This is a genomic window from Mycobacterium lentiflavum (assembly GCF_022374895.2).
Classification (GTDB): domain Bacteria; phylum Actinomycetota; class Actinomycetes; order Mycobacteriales; family Mycobacteriaceae; genus Mycobacterium; species Mycobacterium lentiflavum.
In genome coordinates, this window is the sequence record NZ_CP092423.2 from 5,480,691 (window position 1) to 5,503,470 (window position 22,780).

A 22,780-nucleotide genomic window follows, 5' to 3' on the forward strand; every position below is an offset into this window, starting at 1 on the left:
GCGACGGCTTTGCTGTAGCGCTGAAAGTACGCCGGGGGATCCTCAGATGCGCCCACGCGCCCTAAAATCGAGCGCATGGCCCACGACTGGTTGCTCGTGGAGACACTGGGGGAAGAGCCTGCCGTGGTTGCACAGGGGCGGCAGCTCAAGAACCTTGTCCCTATCACGACCTTCCTCCGCCGCAGTCCCCATCTCGCCGCCGTCCGGACCGCGATCGCTGAATCGATGCGCACCGGCCAGAGCCTGACCAGCATTACCCCCAAGCACGACCGCGTGATCCGCACCGAACCGGTGGTGATGTCCGACGGCTGCATCCACGGTGTGCATGTGTGGACCGGTCCCGCCGATATCGACCCGCCCGAACGGCCCACCGCGGGCCCGCTGAAGTGGGACCTGACCCTCGGAGTGGCCACGGACACCCGGGAATCGCTGGCCATCAGCGGCAAGAACCCCGAAGTCGAAGTCACCTTCGGCAGGGCCTTTGCCGAAGATCTTCCTTCCCGCGAGCTCAACCCCAACGAAACCAAAATACTTGCCATGGCAGTCAAGGCCGAGCCGGGTCAAACCATCTGCAGCACATGGGATCTCACCGACTGGCAGGGAAATCCCATCCGGATAGGCTTCATTGGCCGCAGCGCGCTCGAGCCCGGACCCAACGGCAAGGACCACCTCGTCGCACGAGCGATGAACTGGCGCGCCGAGCTCAAGGGCCCCATCGTTTCCACCGACGATCTAGCGTTGCGGATCCTCGACGGGCTGCGGCAGGCCGGCGTGCACCGGGCACTCGTCGACCTCAACAACTGGACCCTGCTGAAATGGCTCGACGAGCCGTGCACCTTCTACGACTGGCGCGGCTCCGATAAGGACAGGCCGAAGGTCCATCCCGACGACGTCCCCCAAATGGCAGCCATGACGCAGGAATTCGGCAAGGGATCGACCAACCGGGTGTTGCGGATGCGCGGCTTCGACGGCGACTGGGTGCCCGTGCACGTGACGGCCAACCGGGTGGAACTCGAACCGGAGACCTTCGTCGGGCTGGTCTCGCTGCGCTTGCCCAGCGACGAAGAGCTCGCCAACGCCGGGCTACCGAAAGCCCCGGACGATGACAAGTGAGCTACGCCGCGTCGACCGGGCCCGCCCGCGCGGCGGCCTGAGCCGCACCGCCGAAGGCGACCGCCACGCGCACGGTGACGACGACGTCGAGATCGTCCACCCGGCAGCCGACGTCGTCGACTCGCATCGTGCGGGCGATCGCACTCGCCCGCACGCAGGCCGCCTCGGCTCCAGCAGGAAGCCGCGCCGCGGCGGCCAGCGCGGCCAGATCGGCAGCCGCCTGCGCACGATGGCGTGCCACCACCACCGAGCCGATGTATGCGCCGGCGCCTGTGATGCACAGCAGCACCGCGACCATTGCCGCCGCGAGGACGGTCGCCGAACCGCGCTCATCGCGACGGCTCCGCCGCGGAAACCGCTTTAGCACTAATGTCCAACGCGGGCAATACCTTTGAATGCGCGACGACCGTGGCCACGATGAAATCGCCATCGCGACGCACCTGGATCCGGGATCCGTCCGGCGCGATGCTGCGGGCGGCGTCGACGGCTGAACGGTCGTCACCGCGTGCGGCCAGGCGGGCCGCCTCGCGGGCGGCATCGACACAGCGAACCTGCATCGACACAGCCGTGATGCCGGCCAGGCAAAGCGCCAGCACCACCACCAGTGCGGCGATCGCCAAAGCCGCTTCCACGGTGCTCGCACCGGCGCAGCCGATCAGACCTTGGTGTTGAGCGCACGACCGATGATGTTGGTCAACGCCGACACGATCGAATCGCCGGTGACGACGGTGTAGAGAATCGCGCCGAAGGCGGCCGCCGCAATGGTGCCGATCGCGTACTCCACCGTGGACATGCCTGACTCGTCGGCGGCAAGGACCGCCATCCGCGCCACTAGTACGCGAAACATGTTGATCACCAATGTATCCCCTCTGTTGTAGTCGCTTCACAGCAAGCCCGACTGCAGGACATCTCCGGCCAGCCCCGCGACGACGGGAACAATGCCCAGGCAGACAAACGCCGGCAGAAAGCACAGCCCGAGCGGGCCCGCGATCAGCACGCCCGCGCGCTCGGCGGCCGCAGCGGCGGTATGCGCGGCGTCGTGTCGAGACTGGTCAGCCAGCTCGGCGATGCCGCCGGCCAGCGCCGCACCCGATGACGCCGAACGCCGGGCCAGTCGCAGCAGCGCATCGATCTGCACGTCCACCGTCTTATCGGGCGAGACCGACCATGCGACAGCGGGATCGGATCCCAGCGCCAGCAGATCGGCGGCCCGCCGCAAAACCCGGGCCAGCCTCGGCGGCGCGAACGCTGCGGTCGCGGCGGCCGCGGTCGACACGGCCATCCCGGCCTCCAGACACACGGCCAGCACGTCGAAGCTGGACGCGACCGCCAGCGGGTCCGCCCCGCGGGCGGTCTCGTCGGCCCGCCCGATCCGAAACCGTTGCGGGCGAGGCGTGGTGCCGGCACGAGCCCGCACCACCGACGGGCCAGGCCCGATCAACAGCGCGACGGCGAGCAATACCGCCGCGACGCTCACGGCCCGGCTCCCGCTCGCACGATGATTCGGTCCGACCACAGCAGCCCGGCGCACGTCAGCACGGACCCGACGACCAGTAGCCACCCACCCGTGTGCCCGCTCAGCAGGAAGCTCAGCGGGCGCGCCCCGATCAGTTGGCCCAGCAATACTCCCAGCACCGGCAGTCCCGCCAGTATCGCCGCGGTGGCGCGCGCCCCGGCCATGCCGGAGTCAAGCCGCGACGAGAATCGCTGCCGCTCAACGATATCGCGTTGGGCGGTACGCATCAGGGTGGCGATCGCGAGGCCGTGCTCGGCGGCCAGTTGCCAGCATGCGGCCAGTCGATGCCATTGCGCAGGCTGAGCCGAGGCGCATGCCGCGGCGCGCAGGCCGGCCACGACGTCGGCGCCCAACCGTGCCCGCGCCGCGACGCCCCGCAGCGAGACCGACACCGCGCCAACGGTTTCGTCGGCAGCAGCACCGAACGCCTGCACCGGATGCGCGCCCACTCGCAGCTCGCCGACCAACACATCCAGCGCGGCTTCCAATGTCCGGCCCTCCTCGGTGGCGCGCAGGCGATGACGACGCCGGCGGTAACGCAGGCTCGCCGTGGCGGCCACCGCCGCACCGGCCAGGACGGTCGTCGGCGGCAGCATCACCGCGGCAGCACCGGCGGCGCACACCGCCAGACAGCCCACCCCGTGCCAGCCGACGACCCGTTGGCGCGCCGGCCTCGGCCGCAGCCGCCGTCGCGGTGACGGTGGAAGGGCCAACAGCGCCAACGCAACCAGCAACGCACCGGCCGGGATACCGTTCATGCCGGCAACCGGCTTTGCAGCAAGAAATGCAGTTCGTCGGCATCGTCGGTCATGCCCCGCTGGGCATGCCACGCCGTTACTGCCCGGACCCGTCCCTCGACGTGCCGCAGCACCGCGATCTCAGCGAGCCGCCGCCAGCCGCTGCGATCCCGCGCTACGTGCAGCAGTACCTGGACCGCCGCCGCGAGCTGACTGTGCAGCGCGACGCGGTCCAAACCGCCGAGCGCGCCCAGCGCCTCCAGCCGGGCCGGGACCTCACCCGGATTGTTGGCATGCACCGTCCCGGCCCCGCCGTCGTGGCCGGTGTTCAGCGCCGCGAGCAGGTCGACCACTTCAGCGCCCCTGACCTCTCCGACCACTATGCGGTCGGGCCGCATCCGCAGCGCCTGCCGGACGAGTTGGCGCAGCGGAACCTCGCCCACGCCTTCGACATTGGCGCACCGCGCGACCAGCTTGACCAGATGCGGATGCCGGGGCGCCAATTCGGCCGCGTCCTCGACGCACACGATCCGCTCGTCCGGCGATACCGCACCCAGCATGGCCGCCAGCAAAGTCGTCTTGCCGGCGCCCGTGCCGCCACACACCAGGAATGCCAACCGCGCCGCGATGATGTCGGCCAGCAACGCCGCAGCCGCCGGCTCGATCGCGCCCGACGCGGTCAACGCCGCCAGGTCCTGGGTAGCCGGCCGCAAGACCCGCAGCGACAAGCACGTGCCGCCGGCAGCCACGGGCGGCAACACCGCGTGCAACCGGACCGCAAATCCGCCGGCGCCGATACCGGTCAGCTGGCCGTCCACCCACGGCTGGGCGTCATCGAGACGGCGCCCGGCGGCCAACGCCAGCCGCTGCGCCAGCCGCCGCACCGCGGCCTCGTCGGCAAACCGGATGTGGCTGCGACGCAAACCGTTTCCATCGTCGACCCACACCGCGTCCGGCGCGGTGACGAGGACGTCGGTGGTGCCGTCCGCACACAGCAAGGCGTCGAGAATCCCGGCGCCGGTCAGTTCGGTCTGCAGCACCCGCAGCGTGGCCAGGACCTCGGTATCACCGAGCATCCCGCCGGATTCGGCCCGGATCGCGGCGGCCACCACATTGGGCCGCAATGGCGCCGCTTCGGTCGCCAACCGCTCGCGCACCCGCTCAATAAGCGATTCGCTCACGCCGCACTGGCTTTCGGTCGGGACCCCGCGCGCGGCAGCACCGCGAGCACCCGGCGAGCCGCGGCCGTCAGGGCCGATCGCCTGCCCAAACGCAGACCGCCGTGTTCGAGTTGGTCGGCCAGTTGGGGCTGAGCCTTCATCGACGCGAGCAGCGGCAGGCCGCAGATGTCGGCGACTTCTGCCGCACGCAATCCACCCGGCGACGGGCCACGGACCACCAACCCGAGATTGGGATTGATCGCGGCCAGCACCGGCGTCAGCGCCGCCGTCGCGGCGCAGGCCCGCACATCGCACCTGCTGACGACGACGACAAGGTCGGCGGCATCGAGCGCGGCCCGGGTGGCGTCGGTCAGACGACGGGGCAGATCGCACACCACCGTGACGCCTCCGCGGCGGCCCGCATCGATGACCGCGTCCACCGGCCCGGCGTCCGGCTCGTAGCCACGCCGCGTGCCGGAGAGCAAGCTGATGCCGTGCGGGCGCGGCAGCGCGTCGCGAACGGCCGGCCAGCTGAGCCGCCCGTCCTGCAATGCCAAGTCGGGCCACCGCAAGCCGGGCGTGCTCTCACCGCCCAGCAACAAATCGAGGCCGCCGCCCCAGGGATCAAGATCAACTAGCAGTGCATCATTGGCGACTCGCGCCACTGCGGCCGCGAACAACGACGCGCCGGCCCCGCCGCAACCACCGATCACCGCGACGACGTGGCCGCGCGACTCGTCGTCCCGGATGGATTCCACGGACTCCGCGAGTTCGCGGATCAACTCGTGCTCCTGCGCCGGCATGCTCAGCACGTGCTGGGCGCCGACCGCGATCGCGGCCGACCAGGTGGCGGTCGCGGGTTCGGCGGCGCACAGCACGCTGACGTGAGTGCGACGCGGCAGACCAGCGCGCCGACAGCGGTCCGCGCCCGCCGCGTCGAGCACCACCGCCGCGGCCGCCGACCACGTCTTCCGTCCCACCGTCGCACCGCCGGCATGTACCACTCGAACGCCGACCGCGGCGGCCACCCGGTCCAGCTCGTCGCGCAAGATCGGGTCGGTCAGCACCGCGAGTACACCCGCAGAACCTCTCGCCTCGGCACTCGTCGCGATCGTCACCCCACCACCGTGCGGGCAGCTCAGGATGGCACACCAGTGCCAGATCGGGATTTGTGGAGAGATACCACGGTGTGCACAAAGTTCGGGGTTCGGCACGTGCCCGCCCGAGGGATAACACTGTGCCCGCAACGCACCGGAGGCGGCGCCGGAAGGCCTGTTTTTCGGGAAAATTACCCCAGAAAAGGGACGACCCCCGCCAGGGGGGGAGGAGGCGGAGGTCGTCGTGCATCAGCCCCGGGGGGTCGGGCTGATACACCCTCGGCTCAGGCCGAGTAATGCTTACTATACACACGACAGTGGGCGGTGCCGCAAGTAGATCTTTTTTTCGTAGCAGCGATTTGAGCCGTAAAAACACCGTTGGCCTCGGGTGTTACTCCCAGTTCAGCCCTCATTTTGCCGGCAACCCCCGGACGCGCCGACTGACCGACCTATGCTGTGTCGGTGACCGTCTCCGACCCGGACGCGCATCAGCAAACCTCGGCGCAGACAGCCGCAACCGGTACTGCACACGCCCGCACCGCGGCCTTTTTCGACCTGGATAAGACCATCATCGCCAAGTCCAGCACCCTGGCGTTCAGCAAACCGTTCTTCAACCAGGGACTGCTCAATCGGCGCGCCGTGCTGAAGTCCAGCTACGCTCAATTCATCTTCCTGCTCTCTGGTGCTGATCATGACCAGATGGACCGAATGCGCACTCACATGACCAACATGTGTACCGGTTGGGACGTCGCTCAGGTCAAGTCGATCGTCAACGAAACGCTCCATGACATCGTGACTCCGCTGGTGTTCGCCGAGGCCGCTGACCTGATCGCGGCGCACAAATTGTGCGGCCGCGACGTCGTCGTGGTGTCCGCATCGGGCGAGGAGATCGTCGCACCGATCGCCCGCGCACTGGGTGCCACGCATGCGATGGCGACCCGGATGGTCGTCGAGGACGGCAAGTACACCGGCGACGTCGCCTTCTACTGCTACGGCGAGGGCAAGGTCCAAGCGATCCGCGAGCTGGCGGCCCGCGAGGGCTACCCGCTAGAACACTGCTACGCCTACTCAGACTCGATCACCGACCTGCCCATGCTCGAGTCGGTCGGGCATCCCAGCGTGGTCAACCCCGACCGCGGTTTGCGCAAAGAAGCGACCGAACGTGGTTGGCCCGTGCTGAGTTTCTCGCGACCGGTCTCTCTGCGAGACCGGATTCCGGCACCCTCGGGTGCCGCGATCGCCACCACGGCCGCGGTGAGTATCAGCGCGCTGGCCGCCGGCGCGGTCACCTACTCGCTGCTGCGGCGCTTCGCGTTCTAGCCGCGGTCTCAGCAAATCTGCCGAGCGCTCGGCAAGTTTGAATTCGCAATGTTCGCAGAATTGGGCCTTGCTGTGCTAAGGCTCCAGTAGTACAAAGGAACCACGGAAGCCCGGTAAGGCCAAGGTCGATCCGGAAGAGAAGGTTCGTTCTCCCGAACCGGGCGCCCAGCACGGTGCTCGGCACCCACGCGGAGTCATAGCCGCGAAGATGGCAGAAGTGTTGCGGGCCTGCGTAATTGCGAAAATGCAGAGAGCATAACCGGCCCTTTGGGTGGGGTCGCAGCTGGAAGCGTCGCAAGATCGCCGAGGCCACCCACGCAGCCCCATACGTGCACGCTTGGTAACCGAGTTCCGTGCTAGCGGGCGGCGGACCGAATATTTCGGAACGCCGCCCGCTCTACGTGTCTGGACCTTTTCGCGCGGCGCCGCTCAACTCTTGCCCGGCAAAGACTCAGCGATCGACAACGCCTCCTGCGCGCCGGCCTGCATCGCCCGGCAACACAGCACCAACCAAGCTCCGACGCCGGCTGGTGTGCCTGCGGCGAATCCGCTTGCGGCGCCGCGATAGTCACCGGGTTTGCGCATCCAGCTCACCTCCGGCACACCCAGCCCGTGCGGATCCAGCCCGCTGGCGATCGTCACCAGCCGGGACACCGCCCGCGCGACCACTCCGTCCGCGCTGCCAAAGGGCTTGAGCGTCAGCAGTTCTCCGTGCGCGACCGCGGCGACCACAGGTGCTGGCACCCGCGTGCGACCGGTCACCAATTCGCCGAGCAGCTCCAGACGAGGGCCGATCTCGGGGTCGGCGCGCGGGCGGCCCAAGTGTTCGTCGTCGACCTGGTCGGCAGCCGCCAGCATGTGCAGCCGGGCCAGCGCCTGCAACGGCGATCGCTGCCACACGCCGATTAATGCACCCCCACCGCCCTCCAGCGCCTGAGCCACCCGCAGCGCTCCGCCGAACACCGGATCGCTCACCCCTGAGCTGTCCGCTAAGTCCTCAAACCGCACCGGCCCGCCATCGAGCACCGAGGAAGCGCGGGCCGCCCGCAGCGCCGCCTCGGCAGCGGTTACCGGCCAACCGCGCAGATTTGCGCGATGGCGGTGCGCGCGCCCCAACGCGTCGCGGGCCCGGTCACTGGCCTCGGCGACGCCGGGGAGCTCCATCAGCGGAGCCAGCGGGTCAGCCGTCACAGGTTGCCAACCTAGCGCGGCGGCATGGACGCCCCGGGGATGGCCTCCAGCAATTGGCGGGTGTATTCGTGTCCGGGCCTGGTGAACAGCTCTTCGGTCGCCGCGCGCTCGACGATCCGCCCGGCGCGCATCACCAGAACATCGTCGGCGATCTGCCGGATCACGGCCAGGTCGTGGCTGATGAACAGGTAGGCCAGGCCCAGTTCGGCCTGCAACGAAGCCAGCAGGTCCAATATCTGTGCCTGCACCAGCACGTCGAGCGCCGACACCGCCTCGTCGCAGACCAGCACCTCGGGCCGTAGCGCCAAAGCCCGCGCGATCGCGACGCGTTGCCGCTGGCCGCCGGAGAGCTCGCGCGGCAACCTGCCGAGCACCGACGAGGGCAACGCCACCTGGTCGACGAGGTCGCGCACCGCTGTCTCGCGCTGCCTGCGGTCGCCGACTCGGTGGATCCGCAACGGCTCCTCGATCGCGCGGAACACCGAGTACATCGGGTCAAGGCTGCTGTAGGGGTTCTGGAACACCGGCTGCACGCGCCGGCGAAAGGCCATCATCGCGTGGCGGTTGCGCGCATCAGAAATTTCGGTACCGTCGAAAACGACTGTGCCCGAGGTCGGTTGGAGCAAGGCCAGCGTCATCCGGGCCACCGTCGATTTGCCCGAACCTGATTCGCCGACGATGGCCAGGGTGCGACCCCGCTTCAGCCCGAAGGACACGGCGTCGACGGCACGGAACCCAGGCCGGCGCCACGGTACGCCGTGCGACTCCCGGTAGACCTTGGTCAGCTCCGAGGCGACGAGGATGTCGCTCGCCCCGGAGTCGGCGGCCGGGCGTTGCCGCGCCGAACTCCGCACCGTCAGCGACGGAGCCGCGGCCACCAGCCGGCGCGTGTACTCGTGCCGCGGATTCCGCAGGATCGACTGCGCGGCACCGGATTCCACCACCATACCGCGGTGGACGACGACGACCTGCTCGGCCCGTTCGGCGGCCAGCGCCAGATCGTGCGTGATCAGCAACAGCGCGGTGTCGAGTTCGTCGGTGAGACGCTGCAGATGGTCGAGTACCTGCCGTTGCACCGTGACGTCGAGCGCCGACGTCGGTTCGTCGGCGATCAGCAGCTGCGGGTGGCCCGCCAGCCCGATCGCGATCAGCGCACGCTGACACATGCCGCCCGACAACTGGTGCGGGTACTTGCCCGCCTGCTTCTCCGGATCCGGCATGCCCGCCTGGGCGAGCAGCTCGACTGCCCGCCGGCGCGACTGCCGGCCGTCGGTGTTGGCCCGCAACGCTTCTCGGATCTGGAAGCCGACCTTCCAGACGGGGTTGAGGTTGGTCATCGGGTCTTGGGGTACATAGCCGATGCGTCGGCCCCTGATCGAGCGGAGCAGTTTGCGATCAGCCGCGGTGATGTCCTGTCCGTCAAACGTGATGCGGCCGGCCGTGATTCGCCCGCCCGGCGGCAGCAGGCCCAGGACCGCGGCGGCCGTGGTCGATTTGCCCGATCCTGATTCGCCGACCACGGCGACGGTCTGCCCGCGCATCACGCGCAGGTCGACTCCGCTGACCGCGGGGTCGTGGTCGCCGAACCTGACTTCCAGGCCCTCGACTTTCAGCAGCGGCGATTCCGCAGCGGTCATGTGCACCGCTCCTCCTCATCGCTTCGCTCGGCATCGTCGCCGGTGCGGCTCATGCCCGCTCCGCTCGCGAGGCCGGATCCAGGGCGTCCCGCAACGCGTCACCCATCATCATGAATGCCAGCACCGTCAATGCCAGCGCGCCGGCCGGATAGAACAAAATCGGCGAGCCGGCCCGCAGCCGCGTCTGCGCCAGGTTGATGTCGCCACCCCACGACACCACCGAGGTCGGCAATCCGACGCCCAGATAGGACAGCGTGGCCTCGGTGACGATGAAGGCGCCCAGCGCAATCGTGGACATCGCGATCACCGGGCCCGCGGCGTTGGGCAACGCATGCCGCACCAGGGTTTGAAACCTGCTCAACCCCAACGCTTTAGCCGCCAGCACATAGTCGCTGGCCCGTACCTGAAGCACCGCACCGCGAGCGATCCTGGCCACCTGCGGCCAGCCGAACAAGGCCAGGATGGTGATCACCGTCCACACCGTGCGGTGGTGCAGGACCTGCATCAGCACGATCGCGGCCAACAGCAGCGGCAGCCCGAAGAACACGTCGGCGACGCGCGAGACCGCCGCGTCGATCCAGCCGCCGTAGAAGCCGGCCAGCGCGCCGAGTGCCCCGCCGACGACGAACACCAGCAGCGTGGCACCCAACCCGACCGTCACCGAGGCCCGCGCCCCGTAGACCGTGCGCGCATAGATGTCGTGGCCCTGCAGATCCGTGCCGAACCAGTGCGCCGCCGAGGGGCCGAGCAGGCTTTGGCTGGGGTCGGCGTAGGCGGGGTCGGCGTTGGTGAACAAGGCCGGAAACAGCGCGACCAGCAGGATGAGCATGATCATCAGACCCGCGACGATGAACTTCGGGCGCCGGTGCAGTTTGCGCCAGGTTTCACCCCAAAAGCCGGAATGCTCAGCCATAGCGGATCCTCGGGTCCAGCGCCGCATAGAGCAGATCGACCAGCAAGTTGGTGATCAGATAGATCACCACCAGCACCGTCACGATCGACACCACCGTCGGCGCCTCCTGCCGGGTGACGGCCTGATACAACACACCGCCGACGCCGTGAATGTTGAAGATGCCCTCGGTGACGATGGCCCCGCCCATCAGCGCACCCACATCGGCGCCCAGGAACGTCACCACCGGGATCAGCGAGTTACGCAGAATGTGCACGGTCACCACCCGCGGCCGTGACAACCCTTTGGCGGTGGCGGTGCGGACATAGTCGGCATGCGCACTGGCGGCCACCGCCGAACGGGTCAACCGCACGATATAGGCGAAAGAGACCGAGCCCAGCACGATTCCGGGTAGCAGCAGGCGCGCGAAGCTCGCCCGTTCGCCGACGGTGACCGGCGCGATGCCCAGCCGGACCCCGAACACGAACTGCGCCAGAAAGCCCAGCACGAAGATCGGGATCGCGATGATGATCAGACCCGTGATCAGCACGGCCGAATCGAAAAGCCCGCCCTGCCGCAGGCCCGAGAGCACGCCGAATCCGATGCCCAGCACCGCCTCCACGACGAGCGCGATAAGCGCCAGCCGGATGGTGACCGGAAAGGCGTGTGCCAGAACAGCACTGACCGGCAAGCCGGAATAGGCACGGCCCAGGTCGCCGTGCAGCACGCCGCCGAGGTAGCGCAGGTATTGCAGCAGGAACGGATCGTCGAGGTGGTAGCGCGCGCGCAGCGCCGCGGCGACCGCGGGCGTCAGCGGCCGGTCCCCGGCGATCGCGGCCAGGGGGTCACCGGGCAACAGGAAGACCATGCCGTAGATCAGCAAGGTGGCGCCCAGGAAGACGGGCACCATCACCGCGAGCCTTCGTGCGATATACCAACCCATGTCTTAGGCCTTGAGAATGTTCTCGTAGTCGGGCAGCCCGTTCCACGTGAGTCGGACGTTGCCGACCTCCGGCGACCACCCGACCACGGCGATGTAGTACCACAGCGGTACGGCGGGCATGTCGTGCAACAGGATTCGTTGCGCCACGTTGACCAGAACATCGGCCTGCCGCAGGCTGGGCGCGGCCTCGGCGGCCGCCAGCCCGGCGTCGAACTCGGGGCTGGAATATCCGACATCGTTGGATCCCGCACCGGTGGCGTACAGCGGGGCGAGGAATTCGATCATCGACGGATAGTCGCCGATCCATCCGGCGCGGAAGGCGGTGTCGATGGTGCGGTTGGTGATCTGGGTGCGGAACCCCGCAAAAGTCGGGTGCGGAGCTCCGACGGCGTCGATGCCCAGCACGTTCTTGATGCTGTTTGCCACCGCGTCCACCCACTCCTGATGGCCGCTGTCGGCGTTGTAGGCGATGGCGTAACTTCCGCTCCACGGTGATATCGCGTTGGCCTGCGCCCAAAGTTGTCGTGCCCGTTCGGGATTGAAGTCCAGTGTGTCGTTGCCCGGGATGTTCGGGTCGAACCCCGGCAGGGAGCGGGCGGTGAAATCGCGGGCCGGGCTGCGGGTGCCGTTGAAGATCTGCTGGCAGATCTGCGGCCGGTTGACCGCGGCGGACAGGGCCAACCGCCGCAGCCGGCCCTCCTCCCCGCCGAAATGCGGCAGCCGCAGCGGTGTGTCGAGTGATTGGCTGACCGCAACGGGCCCGCTGGCGGCGTTACCGCCCAGGTCGCGCTGGTAGATCGTCAGCGCGCTGGACGGAATCGTGTCCAAGACATCGAGGTTGCCGGACAACAGGTCGGCGTAGGCGGTATCCAGGTTGCCGTAGAACTCGAACCTCAGGCCCTTGTTATGAGGTTTGCGGTTGCCGTGGTAATCGGGGTTGGGCAACAAGTCGATCTTCACGTTGTGCTCCCAGGCAGGTCCGTCGGGACCGTCGGCCAGCCGATACGGCCCGTCACCCACCGGGTTGCGCCCGAACGCCGCCATGTCACGAAATGCTCTGTCCGGCAACGGATAGAACGCATTGTGGCCCAGGCGTAACTTGAAGTCGACGGTCGGCGCCTTGAGCCGCACCGTGAACTCGAGATCGTTGACTACCTCAAGCCCGGACATCGTGGTCGGCTTACCGTCGCCCGGGGGGCCGGCGACGTCGTCGAATCCGGCGATCGGCTTGAAGAAGTCCTGCTGCAGTTGGGCATTGGCGCTCAGGGCGCCGTAATTCCACGCGTCGACGAACGAATGTGCCGTCACCGCAGAGCCGTCGGTGAACTTCCAGCCCGGTTTGAGAATGATCCGGTAGTTGACGTTGTCGGTGGTCTCAATGGACTGCGCCACCTCCGGCGACGGATTTCCGTCGGCGTCGTAGGAGACCAACCCGGCGAACAGCCGATCCAGGATCCGGCCGCCGAGACTGTCGTTGGTGCCGGTCGGAATCAGCGGGTTCGGCGGTTCGCCGCCGTTCACCACCACCAGTTCAGGGCTCAGCACGCCGCCACCGCAGCCGGCCAGCGACGCTGCCGTCAGCATGAGGACGGCGGCGAAAGCCCGCATCCAACCCATGACAGCGACCCTAGGGCCTGCGCACACGGCGGCCGTGGAAGGACCGCCGATGAAGTGCACCGGCCGGCATCGACAACCTAGGATTTCGACATGGGGGTCACGCTTGTCGCCGCGGACTACGACGTCGCTGCACTGGCGGGCCGGTTGACCTTCGCGTTGGGCGTTCCCCTGTTCGGATTGATCCTTCTTGTGATCGGCCTATGGGAGCGCTCGCGCAGCCGTCGGCGACAGCGTCGCGCGTACCCCTACCCGCCGCCTACGGGATATCCGGGCCAGCCGTATCCGGGCGCGCCGCCTACGGGATATCCGGGCCAGCCGTATCCGGGGCCGCCCCCGCCCGGCTACCCGCCCTATGGCGCACCGCCGCGTCGCGCGAGCGGGGCATCCACGGCGCTGATTACGATCGGCGCGGTCGTGCTGGAGCTCGGAATCGTCGGCGACTTCGCCAACGCGGCGTCGCGGCTAGCCAAGCGTCAAGAACATACGTCGATGCAGGTTGGCGAGTGCATTACTCAAATGTCTTATCGTGCACAGGCATTCAAAGCGAGCCCGGGCAACGACTGCGCCGATCCGGTGAATACCTACTTGCTTGCCGCCAAAGGCGGACCGTCGGCACCGTGCCCCGACGGAAAGCGCGAGGGCTCCATCTATGACCGCTACACCGACAGCTCGACCATCCTGTGTTTCGCCCTGAACCTCAAACAAGGCCACTGTTATCTGGTATCCGGCGAGCGCGACAGTCCCAAACTGACCTTGGGTGACTGTAATGACCATGAGTCGGGCGTGATGCGAGTCATCCAGCGCATCGACGGCACCTCGAACAGTTCGGACTGCCCGTCGGGCCTCAACGGAGTCAGCTATCCCACTCCCCCGGTTGTCTATTGCCTGGAGCGGGCGAGCCCGTACTAGGCCCTACTGCTGCAAGGCGGTCACGGGATGCACCTGCAATTCGCAGGCGTCGATGGTGGCCGGCACCGTGACCACGCCGATCGTGTTGGGCGGGTTGACCCGCAGCGCGGTGTGATTGGGGCACGGGTTGCCCAAGCCGTCGATGGCCACGCCCTCCACAATGGCCTGGCCCTGTGCGGCCAGCGACAGGGTGACGGTAGGCGGCACATCGACATCGCTCGGCAAGCCGCCCATGTAGCCGCGCAGCGTGGGCGTGGCATGAATGTCCGGCCCGTCGTCGCCCGTTTCGACCGCGGGGTAGCCGGTCAGCGTGCAGGCTTGCGCACCACCGGCGAGGCTGAACGTCAGGGTGACTGAGCGATGGCCCACGGCGGCCTGGGTCGGGGAAGCGGCCACGTCGACCTGGTCCGAGCGACACGGCACCGCCTCGTCGCCGACCGGCAGCGCCGACGCGTGCGGCCCCAGCACGCCGGCTACCGCGTAACTCGTTGCGGTCGCGGCGATGCTGAGAAGCAGACAGCGGGCACGCGGCCCGCGAGATTCCCACACAACCGTGATTATGCGGTATGACAACGAGGTTTACCCCCGGATTGGAGTCCACAGGTTCGGCCGGCGGGTCTAGGCTCACAGACGGTTGACGAGCTCGAACCCGGCCCTCGACATACTCTAGGAGTGAAGCCAGTGACCGCCACGCACACCGAAGGCTCGTCCTCGCATCCCGCCTCGTACCCGCCGCCGGCGCAATTCGTCGAGCAGGCCAACGCCCGCGAAGATCTCTACCGCGAGGCCGACGAGGACCGGCTGGCATTCTGGGCCAAGCAGGCCAACCGGCTGACGTGGGCCAAGCCGTTCACCGAGGTGCTGGACTGGTCGCAGGCGCCGTTCGCCAAGTGGTTTTCCGACGGCACGCTCAACGTCGCCTACAACTGCGTGGACCGCCACGTCGAGGCCGGCCTCGGCGACCGGGTGGCAATTCACTGGGAGGGTGAGCCGGTCGGTGACAGCCGCAGCCTGACCTACTCCGACCTGCAGGACGAGGTGTGCAAAGCGGCCAACGCGCTGACCGATCTCGGTCTGGTCGCCGGCGACCGCGCCGCCATCTACCTGCCGTTGATCCCGGAAGCCGTGATCGCGATGCTGGCTTGCGCGCGACTGGGCGTCATGCACAGCGTCGTGTTCGCCGGTTTCACCGCCAAGGCGCTGCGAGCCCGCATCGCCGACGCCCAGGCCAAGGTGCTGATCACCGCCGACGGGCAATTCCGGCGCGGCAAGCCCGCGCCGCTCAAGGATGCGGCCGACGAGGCCGTGGCGTCCGGCCCGGACGGCGAGAGCCCCGTCGAGAGAGTTCTGGTGGTGCGGCGCACCGGAATTGACGTGTCCTGGAACGACGACCGCGACGTGTGGTGGGACGAGGTCGTGGATCGCGCACCGGCCCAACACACTGCGGCGCCCTTCGACGCCGAGCACCCGTTGTTCCTGCTGTACACCTCGGGAACCACCGGAAAGCCCAAGGGCATAATGCACACCAGCGGCGGCTACTTAACGCAGGCGTCGTACACGCATTACAACGTCTTCGACATCAAGCCCGACCGTGACGTGTTTTGGTGCACCGCCGACATCGGCTGGGTCACCGGGCACACCTACGGCGTCTACGGTCCACTGTCCAACGGCGTCACCGAGGTCCTCTACGAGGGCACTCCAGATTCGCCCAGCCCACACCGGCATTTCGAAATCATCGAAAAGTACGGCGTCACAATCTATTACACGGCGCCGACGCTGATCCGGACGTTCATGAAATGGGGCCGCGAGATCCCCGATACACACGACCTGTCCAGCCTTCGACTGTTGGGCACGGTGGGCGAGCCGATCAACCCCGAAGCCTGGCGCTGGTACCGCAAGGTGATCGGCGGCGACCGCCTGCCGATCGTGGACACCTGGTGGCAGACCGAAACGGGTGCGGCGATGATCTCCCCGCTGCCCGGAGTCGCTGCGGCCAAACCTGGTTCGGCGATGAGGGCGTTGCCGGGGATCTCGGCCAGCATCGTCGACGACCACGGCGATCAACTGACGCCGGCCGTCCACCACGGCGAACACGTCACCGGCTACCTGGTCTTGGACCAGCCGTGGCCGTCCATGCTGCGGGGTATCTGGGGCGACCCGGATAGATACGTCGAGACCTATTGGTCCAGGTTTGCCGAGCAGGGCTGGTATTTCGCCGGCGACAGCGCCTATTACGACCGCGACGGCGCCATCTGGGTGGTCGGCCGCATCGACGACGTGATGAACGTATCGGGGCACCGGCTGTCGAGCGCCGAGCTGGAATCGGCGCTCGTCGGCCACTCCGGAGTGGCCGAGGCCGCGGTGGTCGCAAAGAAAGACGAGACCACGGGCCAAGCCATCTGCGCGTTCGTCGTCATGTGCGCCGAGTACGACGTGCACGAGGGCGTCGTCGACGAATTGCGCGCCGAGGTGGCCCGTGAGATCTCACCGATCGCCAAGCCGCGCGAGATCCACGTGGTGCCCGAACTGCCCAAGACCCGCAGCGGCAAGATCATGCGCCGGCTGCTGCGCGACATCGCCGAAAATCGCGACCTCGGGGACACGTCGACACTGCTTGACCCGGGCGTCTTCGACGCGATCAGAGAGGCCAAGTAGCTCAGGCCGGTATCGGGACGAAGCCCGCGCCGGGCCGGTGTTTGGCGTTGATGTCGGCCAGGATCGCGTTGAACGACATCACCACCGCCGGAGTGTGCAGCGGGATGTATTTGATGATGCAGGTCGGCAGGTTGTCGCTGAACGCGCCGTGGATCATTCCGACCAACAGGTTGTCGACGGTCACCGGCCCACCGGAGTCACCCGGCCGGCCACACACCTGCATGACGATCGTTCCCGGATCCTGGCCCGGCCCCCAGGTGACGCCGCACGAATTGCCCGTCGTCCGGCCTTGCTTGCACGCGATCTGCCCGAACACCGGTTCCGGACCGATGCCGTTGATGATGAAGCCGCCGTAGTTGGCCACCGGCGTCACCTTGGCCTGATCGAACTTGATCACCGCGTAGTCCAGGGCGTCATTGCCCGCAACCATGACTCCCAGGACGCCTCTGCCCTCGGCGGCCTCGGCGGCGACCTGCGCGCCCGGGCCACCGCAGTGCGCGGAGGTGAAACCGATCAGCTCACCGGCGGCATCCCCGCCGATCGTGGTCAGGGTGCACATGGTGTCTCCATTGATGACGATGCCCGCACCCCCGCCCATCGGGACCCGGTCGTCAGCGGCCGCGACGTTCGCAGGCAAAGCGGGCTGGACGAGGAGCACGGCCACCAGCACCGCCACAAAGCACCGATGTGCCGTCTGCAATGCGTGACTCCCATCAGCGGGCCGGTGTCGGAGAACAGCTGCGCCAGTCTAGATGATCACCCTCGCGCCCCTCTTGCTGTGTGAATAGCGGCGCACGGCCCGTCGGTCGCGCGGTCCCGTGGACTTCGGCTGGCCTCGTCTGGCATCGCGGCACATGGCAACATAAACCGCGACGACAGCGAACGGGCTCGGTGACTACGCGAGCCAAGCAGCGGCTTGATGAGGAACCGGACAGTTCAACGGAGAGGACCGTTTGTGACAAAGGTCGATCGCAAAAATGGTGTGCCGAGCACACTGACCACGATTCCGTTGGCCGACCCGCATGCCAGCCCCGGCGAACCGTCGATTGGTGACCTGATCAAAGACGCGACGACTCAGGCGTCCACGCTGGTGCGGGCCGAGGTCGAGCTGGCCCGCGCCGAAATCGTCGGCGATATCAAGAAGGGCCTTACCGGCAGCGTGTTCTTCATCGCCGCGCTGGTGGTGCTGTTCTACTCAACCTTCTTTTTCTTCTTCTTCCTCGCCGAGCTGCTCGACAACTGGCTGTGGCGCTGGGTGGCCTTCCTGATCGTGTTCGCGCTGATGGTCGTGGTCGGCGCCGTGCTGGCGCTGCTGGGCTATTTGAAGGTGCGCCGGATCCGCGGACCACAAGAGACCATCGAATCGGTCAAAGAGGCGCGCACCGCGCTCACCCCGGGCCACGACAAGTCCGCCGCCGCGACCAAGCAGCTCACCGACGCACCCGGCAAGCACGCCAAGCCCGAGAACGGCAACCCCAGCGACCCCTCAGGTTGGTAAATGGCAGTACCTGATCCGTCGATGGTCCGCATCGACGGGCCGTGGCGCCATTTGGACGTGCACGCCAACGGCATTCGCTTCCACGTCGTCGAGGCGCTACCGACCGGTCCGGGCCCACCGGCGGCCGCCGCCGCGCGACCACTGGTGATGCTGCTGCATGGTTTCGGTTCGTTCTGGTGGTCCTGGCGTCATCAGCTGCGGGGGCTGACCGATGCCCGGGTGGTCGCGGTCGACCTGCGCGGCTACGGCGGCAGCGACAAACCGCCGCGCGGCTACGACGGCTGGACGCTGGCCGGTGATACGGCCGGACTTATTCGCGCGCTTGGGCATTCGTCGGCGACGCTCGTCGGCCACGCCGACGGCGGGCTGTGCTGCTGGACCACCGCGCTGCTGCACGCGCGGCTGGTGCGCGCCATCGCGCTGGTCAGCTCGCCACACCCGGCCGCGCTGCGTCGATCGGCGTTGACGCGCCGCGACCAGAGCTCCGCACTGCTGCCGACCCTGCTGCGCTATCAGCTGCCGCTATGGCCCGAGCGGCTGCTGACCCGCGACAACGGCGCCGAGATCGAACGTCTGGTCAAGAGCCGTAGCTCCGCCAAATGGGTTGCCTCCGAGGACTTTTCGCAGACAATCGGCTATCTGCGCACGGCGATCCAGATTCCCGGTGCGGCGCACTGCGCCCTGGAATACCAGCGCTGGGCGGTGCGCAGCCAGCTGCGCGGGGAAGGCCGGCGATTCATGAAGTCGATGTCGCGCCAGCTCGGGGTGCCGCTGCTACATCTGCGCGGTGATGCCGACCCCTACGTGCTGGCCGATCCGGTGGACCACAGTCAGCGCTATGTGACGCAGGGCCGCTACGTATCCGTCACCGGCGCAGGGCATTACAGCCATGAAGAGATGCCCGAGGAAATCAACAGACACCTGATGAGGTTTTTCGAGCAGGTGCACTGAGAGCGAATCAACTGACGCAGGTCCCGGTGCCCACCTGTTGGGTGTCACCGATCTTGGCCATCTGGCCGGCCACCTCACCTGCGGTCAACACGAACCCGGTGTCGGGATCGTCGACGGCCGCGCCGAACACCACGCCCAGCACGTGACCGCTGAGATCGATCAGCGGACCACCCGAATTGCCTTGCTCCACATTGGCTCTGATGGTGTAGACGTCGCGCGTGACCGGCTGCGGGTCGCGATAGATGTCGGGGCCGCTGAGTTTGATGGCTTCGCGAATCCTGGCCGGGGTCGCGGTGAAGTTGCCGCCGCCGGGGTAGCCCAGCACCACCACGTTGGTGCCGGTCTTCGCCTCGGTTTCACTGAAAGCCAGTGGCGGTGGCGGCAGGTTCGGAATGGCAAGAATGGCAATGTCGACCGAGGGGTCGTAGGAAACGACGGTGGCGTCCAACGGATTACCGCTGGCGTAGATCTGGACGCTGCTGGACCCGGCCACCACGTGCGCATTGGTCATCACCCGATCGGGAGCGATGACAAATCCCGTGCCCTCCAACACTTTCTGGCAGCTGGGCGCCAGGCTGCGTACCTTGACCACGCTGGGCGCGGCGGCGGTGACCACCGGATTGGTGGCCAGTGCCGGATCCGGTGATTCGACCGGAATCACCGGCGTGCGGCTGAATGGCTCGAGCACCGCCGGCAGCCCCGAGGTGTTCAACAGCGCCGAAAGGCGTTTGGGCACAGTCTTCAACCACGCGGGTGCGATGTTGTTGACCTCGGCGAGTACCCGCGAACCGCGGACCGCGGCTGCCAGCTCGGGCTGGTCTTTCGACTGCGTCAGCGGCGTCGCCAGCAGCCACGCGGCGGTGAGCACGACGACGAGCTGCACGCCCACCCCGATGACCGAGTCGACGGTTCTAACGGTGCGGCTGCGGATTGCGCCGCGCACCGCCCGTCCCAGCACCACGCCGGCGACCTCACCGACGACGACCAGCGCGAGAATCAGGAACAGCGCGCCGAACAGCTTGGCGCGCGGTGCGGCGATGTGGCTGACGATGTGGGGCGCCAGCAGCACCCCGGCGATCGCGCCGAGCAGCACACCGATAAACGAGAAGAGCGAACCGACCGCGCCCGATCGCCAGCCCGAGATGGCCGCGATGAAAGCGACGGCGAGCACCGCGATATCCAGCCACTGCGACGGGGTCATCGAATTCATCGCGCGCCGCCCTGCTGGCCGACCAGCACCATCGCGTCGTCGAGTTCACGGACGTCGTTAGTGTCCCACGGCTTTGCCCAGCCGGCGACGTCGAGAACGGCAGAGATCACCTGGCCAGTGAATCCCCACACCAGCATTTGGTTCAGCAGAAACGCCGGACCGGCCCAGCGATTGCCCAGGTCGCCGCGGTAGACCATCAGCCGGTTGTCCGGATTGATGAACGCGCGCACCGGAACCCGCGACACGATCGCCGTCTCGCCCTCGTTAACCACCGCGACCGGTCCGGGGTCCGGCGAGTAGGCCAGCACCGGAACGACGTGAAACTGCGACGGCGCGATGAACGTCTTCTCCATCGTGATCAGGGGGTGCAGCCGGGTGACGTCAATCCCGGTCTCCTCGTGCGCTTCTCGCAGAGCGGTGGCAACCGGCCCGCGATCGCCGGGGTCGGCCGCGCCGCCGGGAAACGCCGCCTGGCCCGCATGGTGTCGCAGCGAGGACGCGCGCACCGTGAGCAATAGGTCGGCGTCGTCGGGCAGGCCGTCGTTACCCGGCCCGGACTCGGGACCCGAAAACAGCACCAGCACAGCGGCCTCGCGGTCGTCGTTCGCGGATGCCGCCCGGGCCGCGGTCACCATCGCCAACACGTCGGGAGGCAACCGGCGCCGGTAAGCCTCCGGGATCTGGCCCACGTTGTCGACCAGCGGCCGCAACCAGGACGGGCAGACGTCGGGCGTGAGGGGAACCGTCCCCTGCGCGCGGGCGGCACCCCCACCACTCACCGGCGCCTCCTTGTCGGGTCCACCTGCCCAGCCATTTTCGGACCGGCGAACTCGGTCATCCGTTGTTTGCGACCGCGGCCTCGATCTCGTCGGCACTCGCGAAATCGCGCAGCAGCGTCTGCGCAACGCTACCGTCCGGTCTAAGCACCACCGTCGCGGGCACCACATTTGCGACCTGGAGTGCCGCGGCAATCAGCCGCCGCCCATCCTGCAAGGTCGGGAGCCGAACGCCCAGTTCGGCGAGCCGCAACAATGCGGCAGTCTCGTTCTCGTCCTGATGCACGGTCACCACGATGACGTCGGAGGAGACCCGGCGCTGATATTCGGCCATCGCGGGCAGTTCGGCCGCGCACGGCGCGCACCAATACGCCCATAAATTGAGGACCACCCGGCGGCCGGCCAGCGCACGAGCGACGTCGACGCTGGATCCGTCGGCAGCGCATTCGACCACCACACCGCGCAGGACGGCGGGGCCGGTGCCGTTGCCCGGCGCGGGGCACGGTGGCAGGTTTGCTCGCGCCCGGGGGCCGGCCAGCGCCGCCGGTGTGTCGGCGTCGCGGTGCTCTCGATTCGCCGACGGCACGGTCGTCGCGTTGGGCGCGGATTCGTCGCGCAGTTGCGCGACGAACGCGGCCACCAGCGCCACCACCACCGCCAAGATCGCGATGGTCCAGCGAGCTCTCGGGTACAACGTCCCGGCCGTGTTACAGCCCGACCAGACTGAGCAGGTGTTCGGCCTCGGGGCCCTGCACCAGCGGCGCGGCCAGCGCCGGCTCGGTGGGGCCCAGCCCGAACGAAGGGCAGTCCTTGGCGAGTACGCAGGCTCCGCAAGCCGGCTTGCGCGCGTGGCACACCCGGCGGCCGTGGAAGATCACGCGGTGGCTGAGCAGGGTCCATTCCTTGCGTTCGACCAGTTCGCCGACGGCGTGCTCGATTTTGACCGGGTCCTTTTCCTCGGTCCAGCGCCATCTGGCCACCAGCCGCTGAAAGTGGGTGTCGACGGTGATGCCGGGAATGTCGAAGGCGTTCCCCAAGACGACATTGGCGGTTTTGCGCCCGACCCCCGGCAGTGTCACCAACTCGTCCATCGTCGACGGCACCTCGCCGTCGAACTTCTCGACCAGGGCCTGCCCCAACCCGATCAGTGAGCTCGCCTTGTTGCGGAAGAAGCCAGTGGGACGGATGAGGTTTTCCAGCTCGTCGCGATCGGCTTTCGCATAATCCAGGGCCGACTTATATCTGGCGAACAATGCGGGCGTCGTCAGGTTCACCCGTTTGTCGGTGCTCTGCGCCGAAAGAATAGTGGCCACCACCAGTTCCAGCGGCGATCTGAAATCCAGCTCGCAATGCGCGTCCGGAAATGCTTGTGCCAGTGTGCGATTCATCCTGCGCGCGCGACGCACCAAACCGGCCCGAGTTTCTGAAGCCCAACGCCGGGCAAGGGCGGAATCGGGCTTGAAATCAGGCTTGGAATCAGGCTTGGAATCAGGCTTAGCCGCGGTGGTTTTCGAACGCCCGGACGGCCCTGCCACTGTCACCTACGACAGAGTACTGATTT

The 22,780-nt window shown here is 67.6% G+C and carries 24 protein-coding genes; 6 read left to right on the plus strand and 18 right to left on the minus strand.

The window, feature by feature from the left end:
• The first annotated feature begins 75 nt into the window (after positions 1-75).
• Positions 76-1,113, plus strand: coding sequence for a PAS domain-containing protein (locus MJO58_RS25550; RefSeq protein ID WP_239721379.1), 1,038 nt, complete (start codon positions 76-78; stop codon positions 1,111-1,113).
• Position 1,114: 1 nt separating this feature from the next.
• Here MJO58_RS25550 and MJO58_RS25555 read toward each other — a convergent pair whose 3' ends face one another.
• The 7 genes from MJO58_RS25555 to ssd are packed head-to-tail and all read right to left on the minus strand — an operon-like array spanning position 1,115 to position 5,593.
• The gene (locus tag MJO58_RS25555) at positions 1,115-1,411 is read right to left on the minus strand and encodes an Rv3654c family TadE-like protein (RefSeq protein WP_239721380.1); all 297 of its coding nucleotides are present in this window, start codon (positions 1,409-1,411) and stop codon (positions 1,115-1,117) included.
• Between the two features lie 31 nt (positions 1,412-1,442).
• Positions 1,443-1,745 (minus strand): TadE family type IV pilus minor pilin, encoded by a 303-nt coding sequence (locus MJO58_RS25560; protein WP_239721381.1) that lies wholly within the window; start codon positions 1,743-1,745, stop codon positions 1,443-1,445.
• A 23-nt stretch (positions 1,746-1,768) separates the two neighbouring features.
• Positions 1,769-1,960: a DUF4244 domain-containing protein gene (locus tag MJO58_RS25565; RefSeq protein ID WP_090609643.1), complete on the minus strand. Its 192-nt coding sequence runs from the start codon at positions 1,958-1,960 to the stop codon at positions 1,769-1,771.
• 36 nt (positions 1,961-1,996) lie between these two features.
• Entirely contained in the window at positions 1,997-2,590 is a 594-nt protein-coding gene (locus MJO58_RS25570) for a type II secretion system F family protein (RefSeq protein ID WP_090607464.1), read from the minus strand.
• The gene (locus tag MJO58_RS25575; RefSeq protein ID WP_090607467.1) at positions 2,587-3,387 is read right to left on the minus strand and encodes a type II secretion system F family protein; all 801 of its coding nucleotides are present in this window, start codon (positions 3,385-3,387) and stop codon (positions 2,587-2,589) included. The genes MJO58_RS25570 and MJO58_RS25575 overlap by 4 nt, the downstream gene beginning before the upstream one ends.
• The gene (locus MJO58_RS25580) at positions 3,384-4,547 is read right to left on the minus strand and encodes a TadA family conjugal transfer-associated ATPase (protein WP_239721382.1); all 1,164 of its coding nucleotides are present in this window, start codon (positions 4,545-4,547) and stop codon (positions 3,384-3,386) included. The genes MJO58_RS25575 and MJO58_RS25580 overlap by 4 nt, the downstream gene beginning before the upstream one ends.
• The gene (ssd, locus tag MJO58_RS25585; RefSeq protein WP_090609644.1) at positions 4,544-5,593 is read right to left on the minus strand and encodes a septum site-determining protein Ssd; all 1,050 of its coding nucleotides are present in this window, start codon (positions 5,591-5,593) and stop codon (positions 4,544-4,546) included. The genes MJO58_RS25580 and ssd overlap by 4 nt, the downstream gene beginning before the upstream one ends.
• 492 nt (positions 5,594-6,085) lie before the next feature.
• Here ssd and MJO58_RS25590 point away from each other — a divergent pair, with 492 nt between their 5' ends.
• Entirely contained in the window at positions 6,086-6,943 is an 858-nt protein-coding gene (locus MJO58_RS25590) for an HAD-IB family hydrolase (protein WP_239721383.1), read from the plus strand.
• 429 nt (positions 6,944-7,372) lie between these two features.
• Here MJO58_RS25590 and MJO58_RS25595 read toward each other — a convergent pair whose 3' ends face one another.
• Genes MJO58_RS25595 through MJO58_RS25615 form a run of 5 tightly spaced genes read right to left on the minus strand, consistent with a single transcriptional unit; the run spans position 7,373 to position 13,220 of the window.
• Positions 7,373-8,134 (minus strand): oxidoreductase, encoded by a 762-nt coding sequence (locus MJO58_RS25595; RefSeq protein WP_090607473.1) that lies wholly within the window; start codon positions 8,132-8,134, stop codon positions 7,373-7,375.
• A gap of 11 nt (positions 8,135-8,145) precedes the next feature.
• Complete coding sequence (locus tag MJO58_RS25600) at positions 8,146-9,771, minus strand: dipeptide ABC transporter ATP-binding protein (protein WP_239721384.1); 1,626 nt, start codon at positions 9,769-9,771, stop codon at positions 8,146-8,148.
• Between the two features lie 49 nt (positions 9,772-9,820).
• The gene (locus MJO58_RS25605; RefSeq protein ID WP_239721385.1) at positions 9,821-10,684 is read right to left on the minus strand and encodes an ABC transporter permease; all 864 of its coding nucleotides are present in this window, start codon (positions 10,682-10,684) and stop codon (positions 9,821-9,823) included.
• Positions 10,677-11,603 (minus strand): ABC transporter permease, encoded by a 927-nt coding sequence (locus tag MJO58_RS25610; protein ID WP_239721386.1) that lies wholly within the window; start codon positions 11,601-11,603, stop codon positions 10,677-10,679. The genes MJO58_RS25605 and MJO58_RS25610 overlap by 8 nt, the downstream gene beginning before the upstream one ends.
• A gap of 3 nt (positions 11,604-11,606) precedes the next feature.
• A complete protein-coding gene (locus MJO58_RS25615) occupies positions 11,607-13,220 on the minus strand; it encodes a peptide ABC transporter substrate-binding protein (RefSeq protein WP_239721387.1) in 1,614 nt (537 codons plus the stop codon).
• Positions 13,221-13,310: 90 nt separating this feature from the next.
• On the opposite strand from MJO58_RS25615, the gene MJO58_RS25620 reads away from it, so the two are divergent.
• Complete coding sequence (locus MJO58_RS25620) at positions 13,311-14,129, plus strand: LppU/SCO3897 family protein (RefSeq protein WP_239721388.1); 819 nt, start codon at positions 13,311-13,313, stop codon at positions 14,127-14,129.
• Between the two features lie 3 nt (positions 14,130-14,132).
• Here the strand turns inward: MJO58_RS25620 and MJO58_RS25625 are convergent, their stop codons facing one another.
• The gene (locus tag MJO58_RS25625; protein ID WP_420845389.1) at positions 14,133-14,678 is read right to left on the minus strand and encodes a DUF4232 domain-containing protein; all 546 of its coding nucleotides are present in this window, start codon (positions 14,676-14,678) and stop codon (positions 14,133-14,135) included.
• Between the two features lie 123 nt (positions 14,679-14,801).
• On the opposite strand from MJO58_RS25625, the gene acs reads away from it, so the two are divergent.
• The gene (gene acs, locus MJO58_RS25630) at positions 14,802-16,784 is read left to right on the plus strand and encodes an acetate--CoA ligase (RefSeq protein WP_420845390.1); all 1,983 of its coding nucleotides are present in this window, start codon (positions 14,802-14,804) and stop codon (positions 16,782-16,784) included.
• A gap of 1 nt (position 16,785) precedes the next feature.
• On the opposite strand, the gene MJO58_RS25635 is transcribed toward acs, so the two are convergent.
• Complete coding sequence (locus tag MJO58_RS25635) at positions 16,786-17,484, minus strand: S1 family peptidase (RefSeq protein WP_090607490.1); 699 nt, start codon at positions 17,482-17,484, stop codon at positions 16,786-16,788.
• 255 nt (positions 17,485-17,739) lie between these two features.
• Between MJO58_RS25635 and MJO58_RS25640 the strand changes: the two genes are divergently transcribed.
• Together MJO58_RS25640 and MJO58_RS25645 are read left to right on the plus strand one after the other, a co-directional pair.
• Positions 17,740-18,282 carry a phage holin family protein gene (locus MJO58_RS25640; protein ID WP_239721389.1) on the plus strand — a complete coding sequence of 181 codons (543 nt, stop codon included), beginning with the start codon at positions 17,740-17,742 and terminating at the stop codon, positions 18,280-18,282.
• Positions 18,283-19,233 (plus strand): alpha/beta fold hydrolase, encoded by a 951-nt coding sequence (locus MJO58_RS25645; protein WP_090607495.1) that lies wholly within the window; start codon positions 18,283-18,285, stop codon positions 19,231-19,233.
• Between the two features lie 7 nt (positions 19,234-19,240).
• On the opposite strand, the gene marP is transcribed toward MJO58_RS25645, so the two are convergent.
• The 4 genes from marP to nth are packed head-to-tail and all read right to left on the minus strand — an operon-like array spanning position 19,241 to position 22,607.
• Positions 19,241-20,434, minus strand: a complete 1,194-nt coding sequence (marP, locus tag MJO58_RS25650) for an acid resistance serine protease MarP (RefSeq protein ID WP_090609648.1) — start codon at positions 20,432-20,434, stop codon at positions 19,241-19,243.
• Positions 20,435-20,439: 5 nt separating this feature from the next.
• Entirely contained in the window at positions 20,440-21,222 is a 783-nt protein-coding gene (locus MJO58_RS25655) for an NUDIX hydrolase (protein ID WP_090607497.1), read from the minus strand.
• A gap of 55 nt (positions 21,223-21,277) precedes the next feature.
• Positions 21,278-21,913, minus strand: a complete 636-nt coding sequence (locus tag MJO58_RS25660; RefSeq protein WP_239721390.1) for a TlpA family protein disulfide reductase — start codon at positions 21,911-21,913, stop codon at positions 21,278-21,280.
• A 13-nt stretch (positions 21,914-21,926) separates the two neighbouring features.
• Positions 21,927-22,607 carry an endonuclease III gene (nth, locus tag MJO58_RS25665; RefSeq protein WP_239721391.1) on the minus strand — a complete coding sequence of 227 codons (681 nt, stop codon included), beginning with the start codon at positions 22,605-22,607 and terminating at the stop codon, positions 21,927-21,929.
• Between the last annotated feature and the right edge of the window lie 173 nt (positions 22,608-22,780).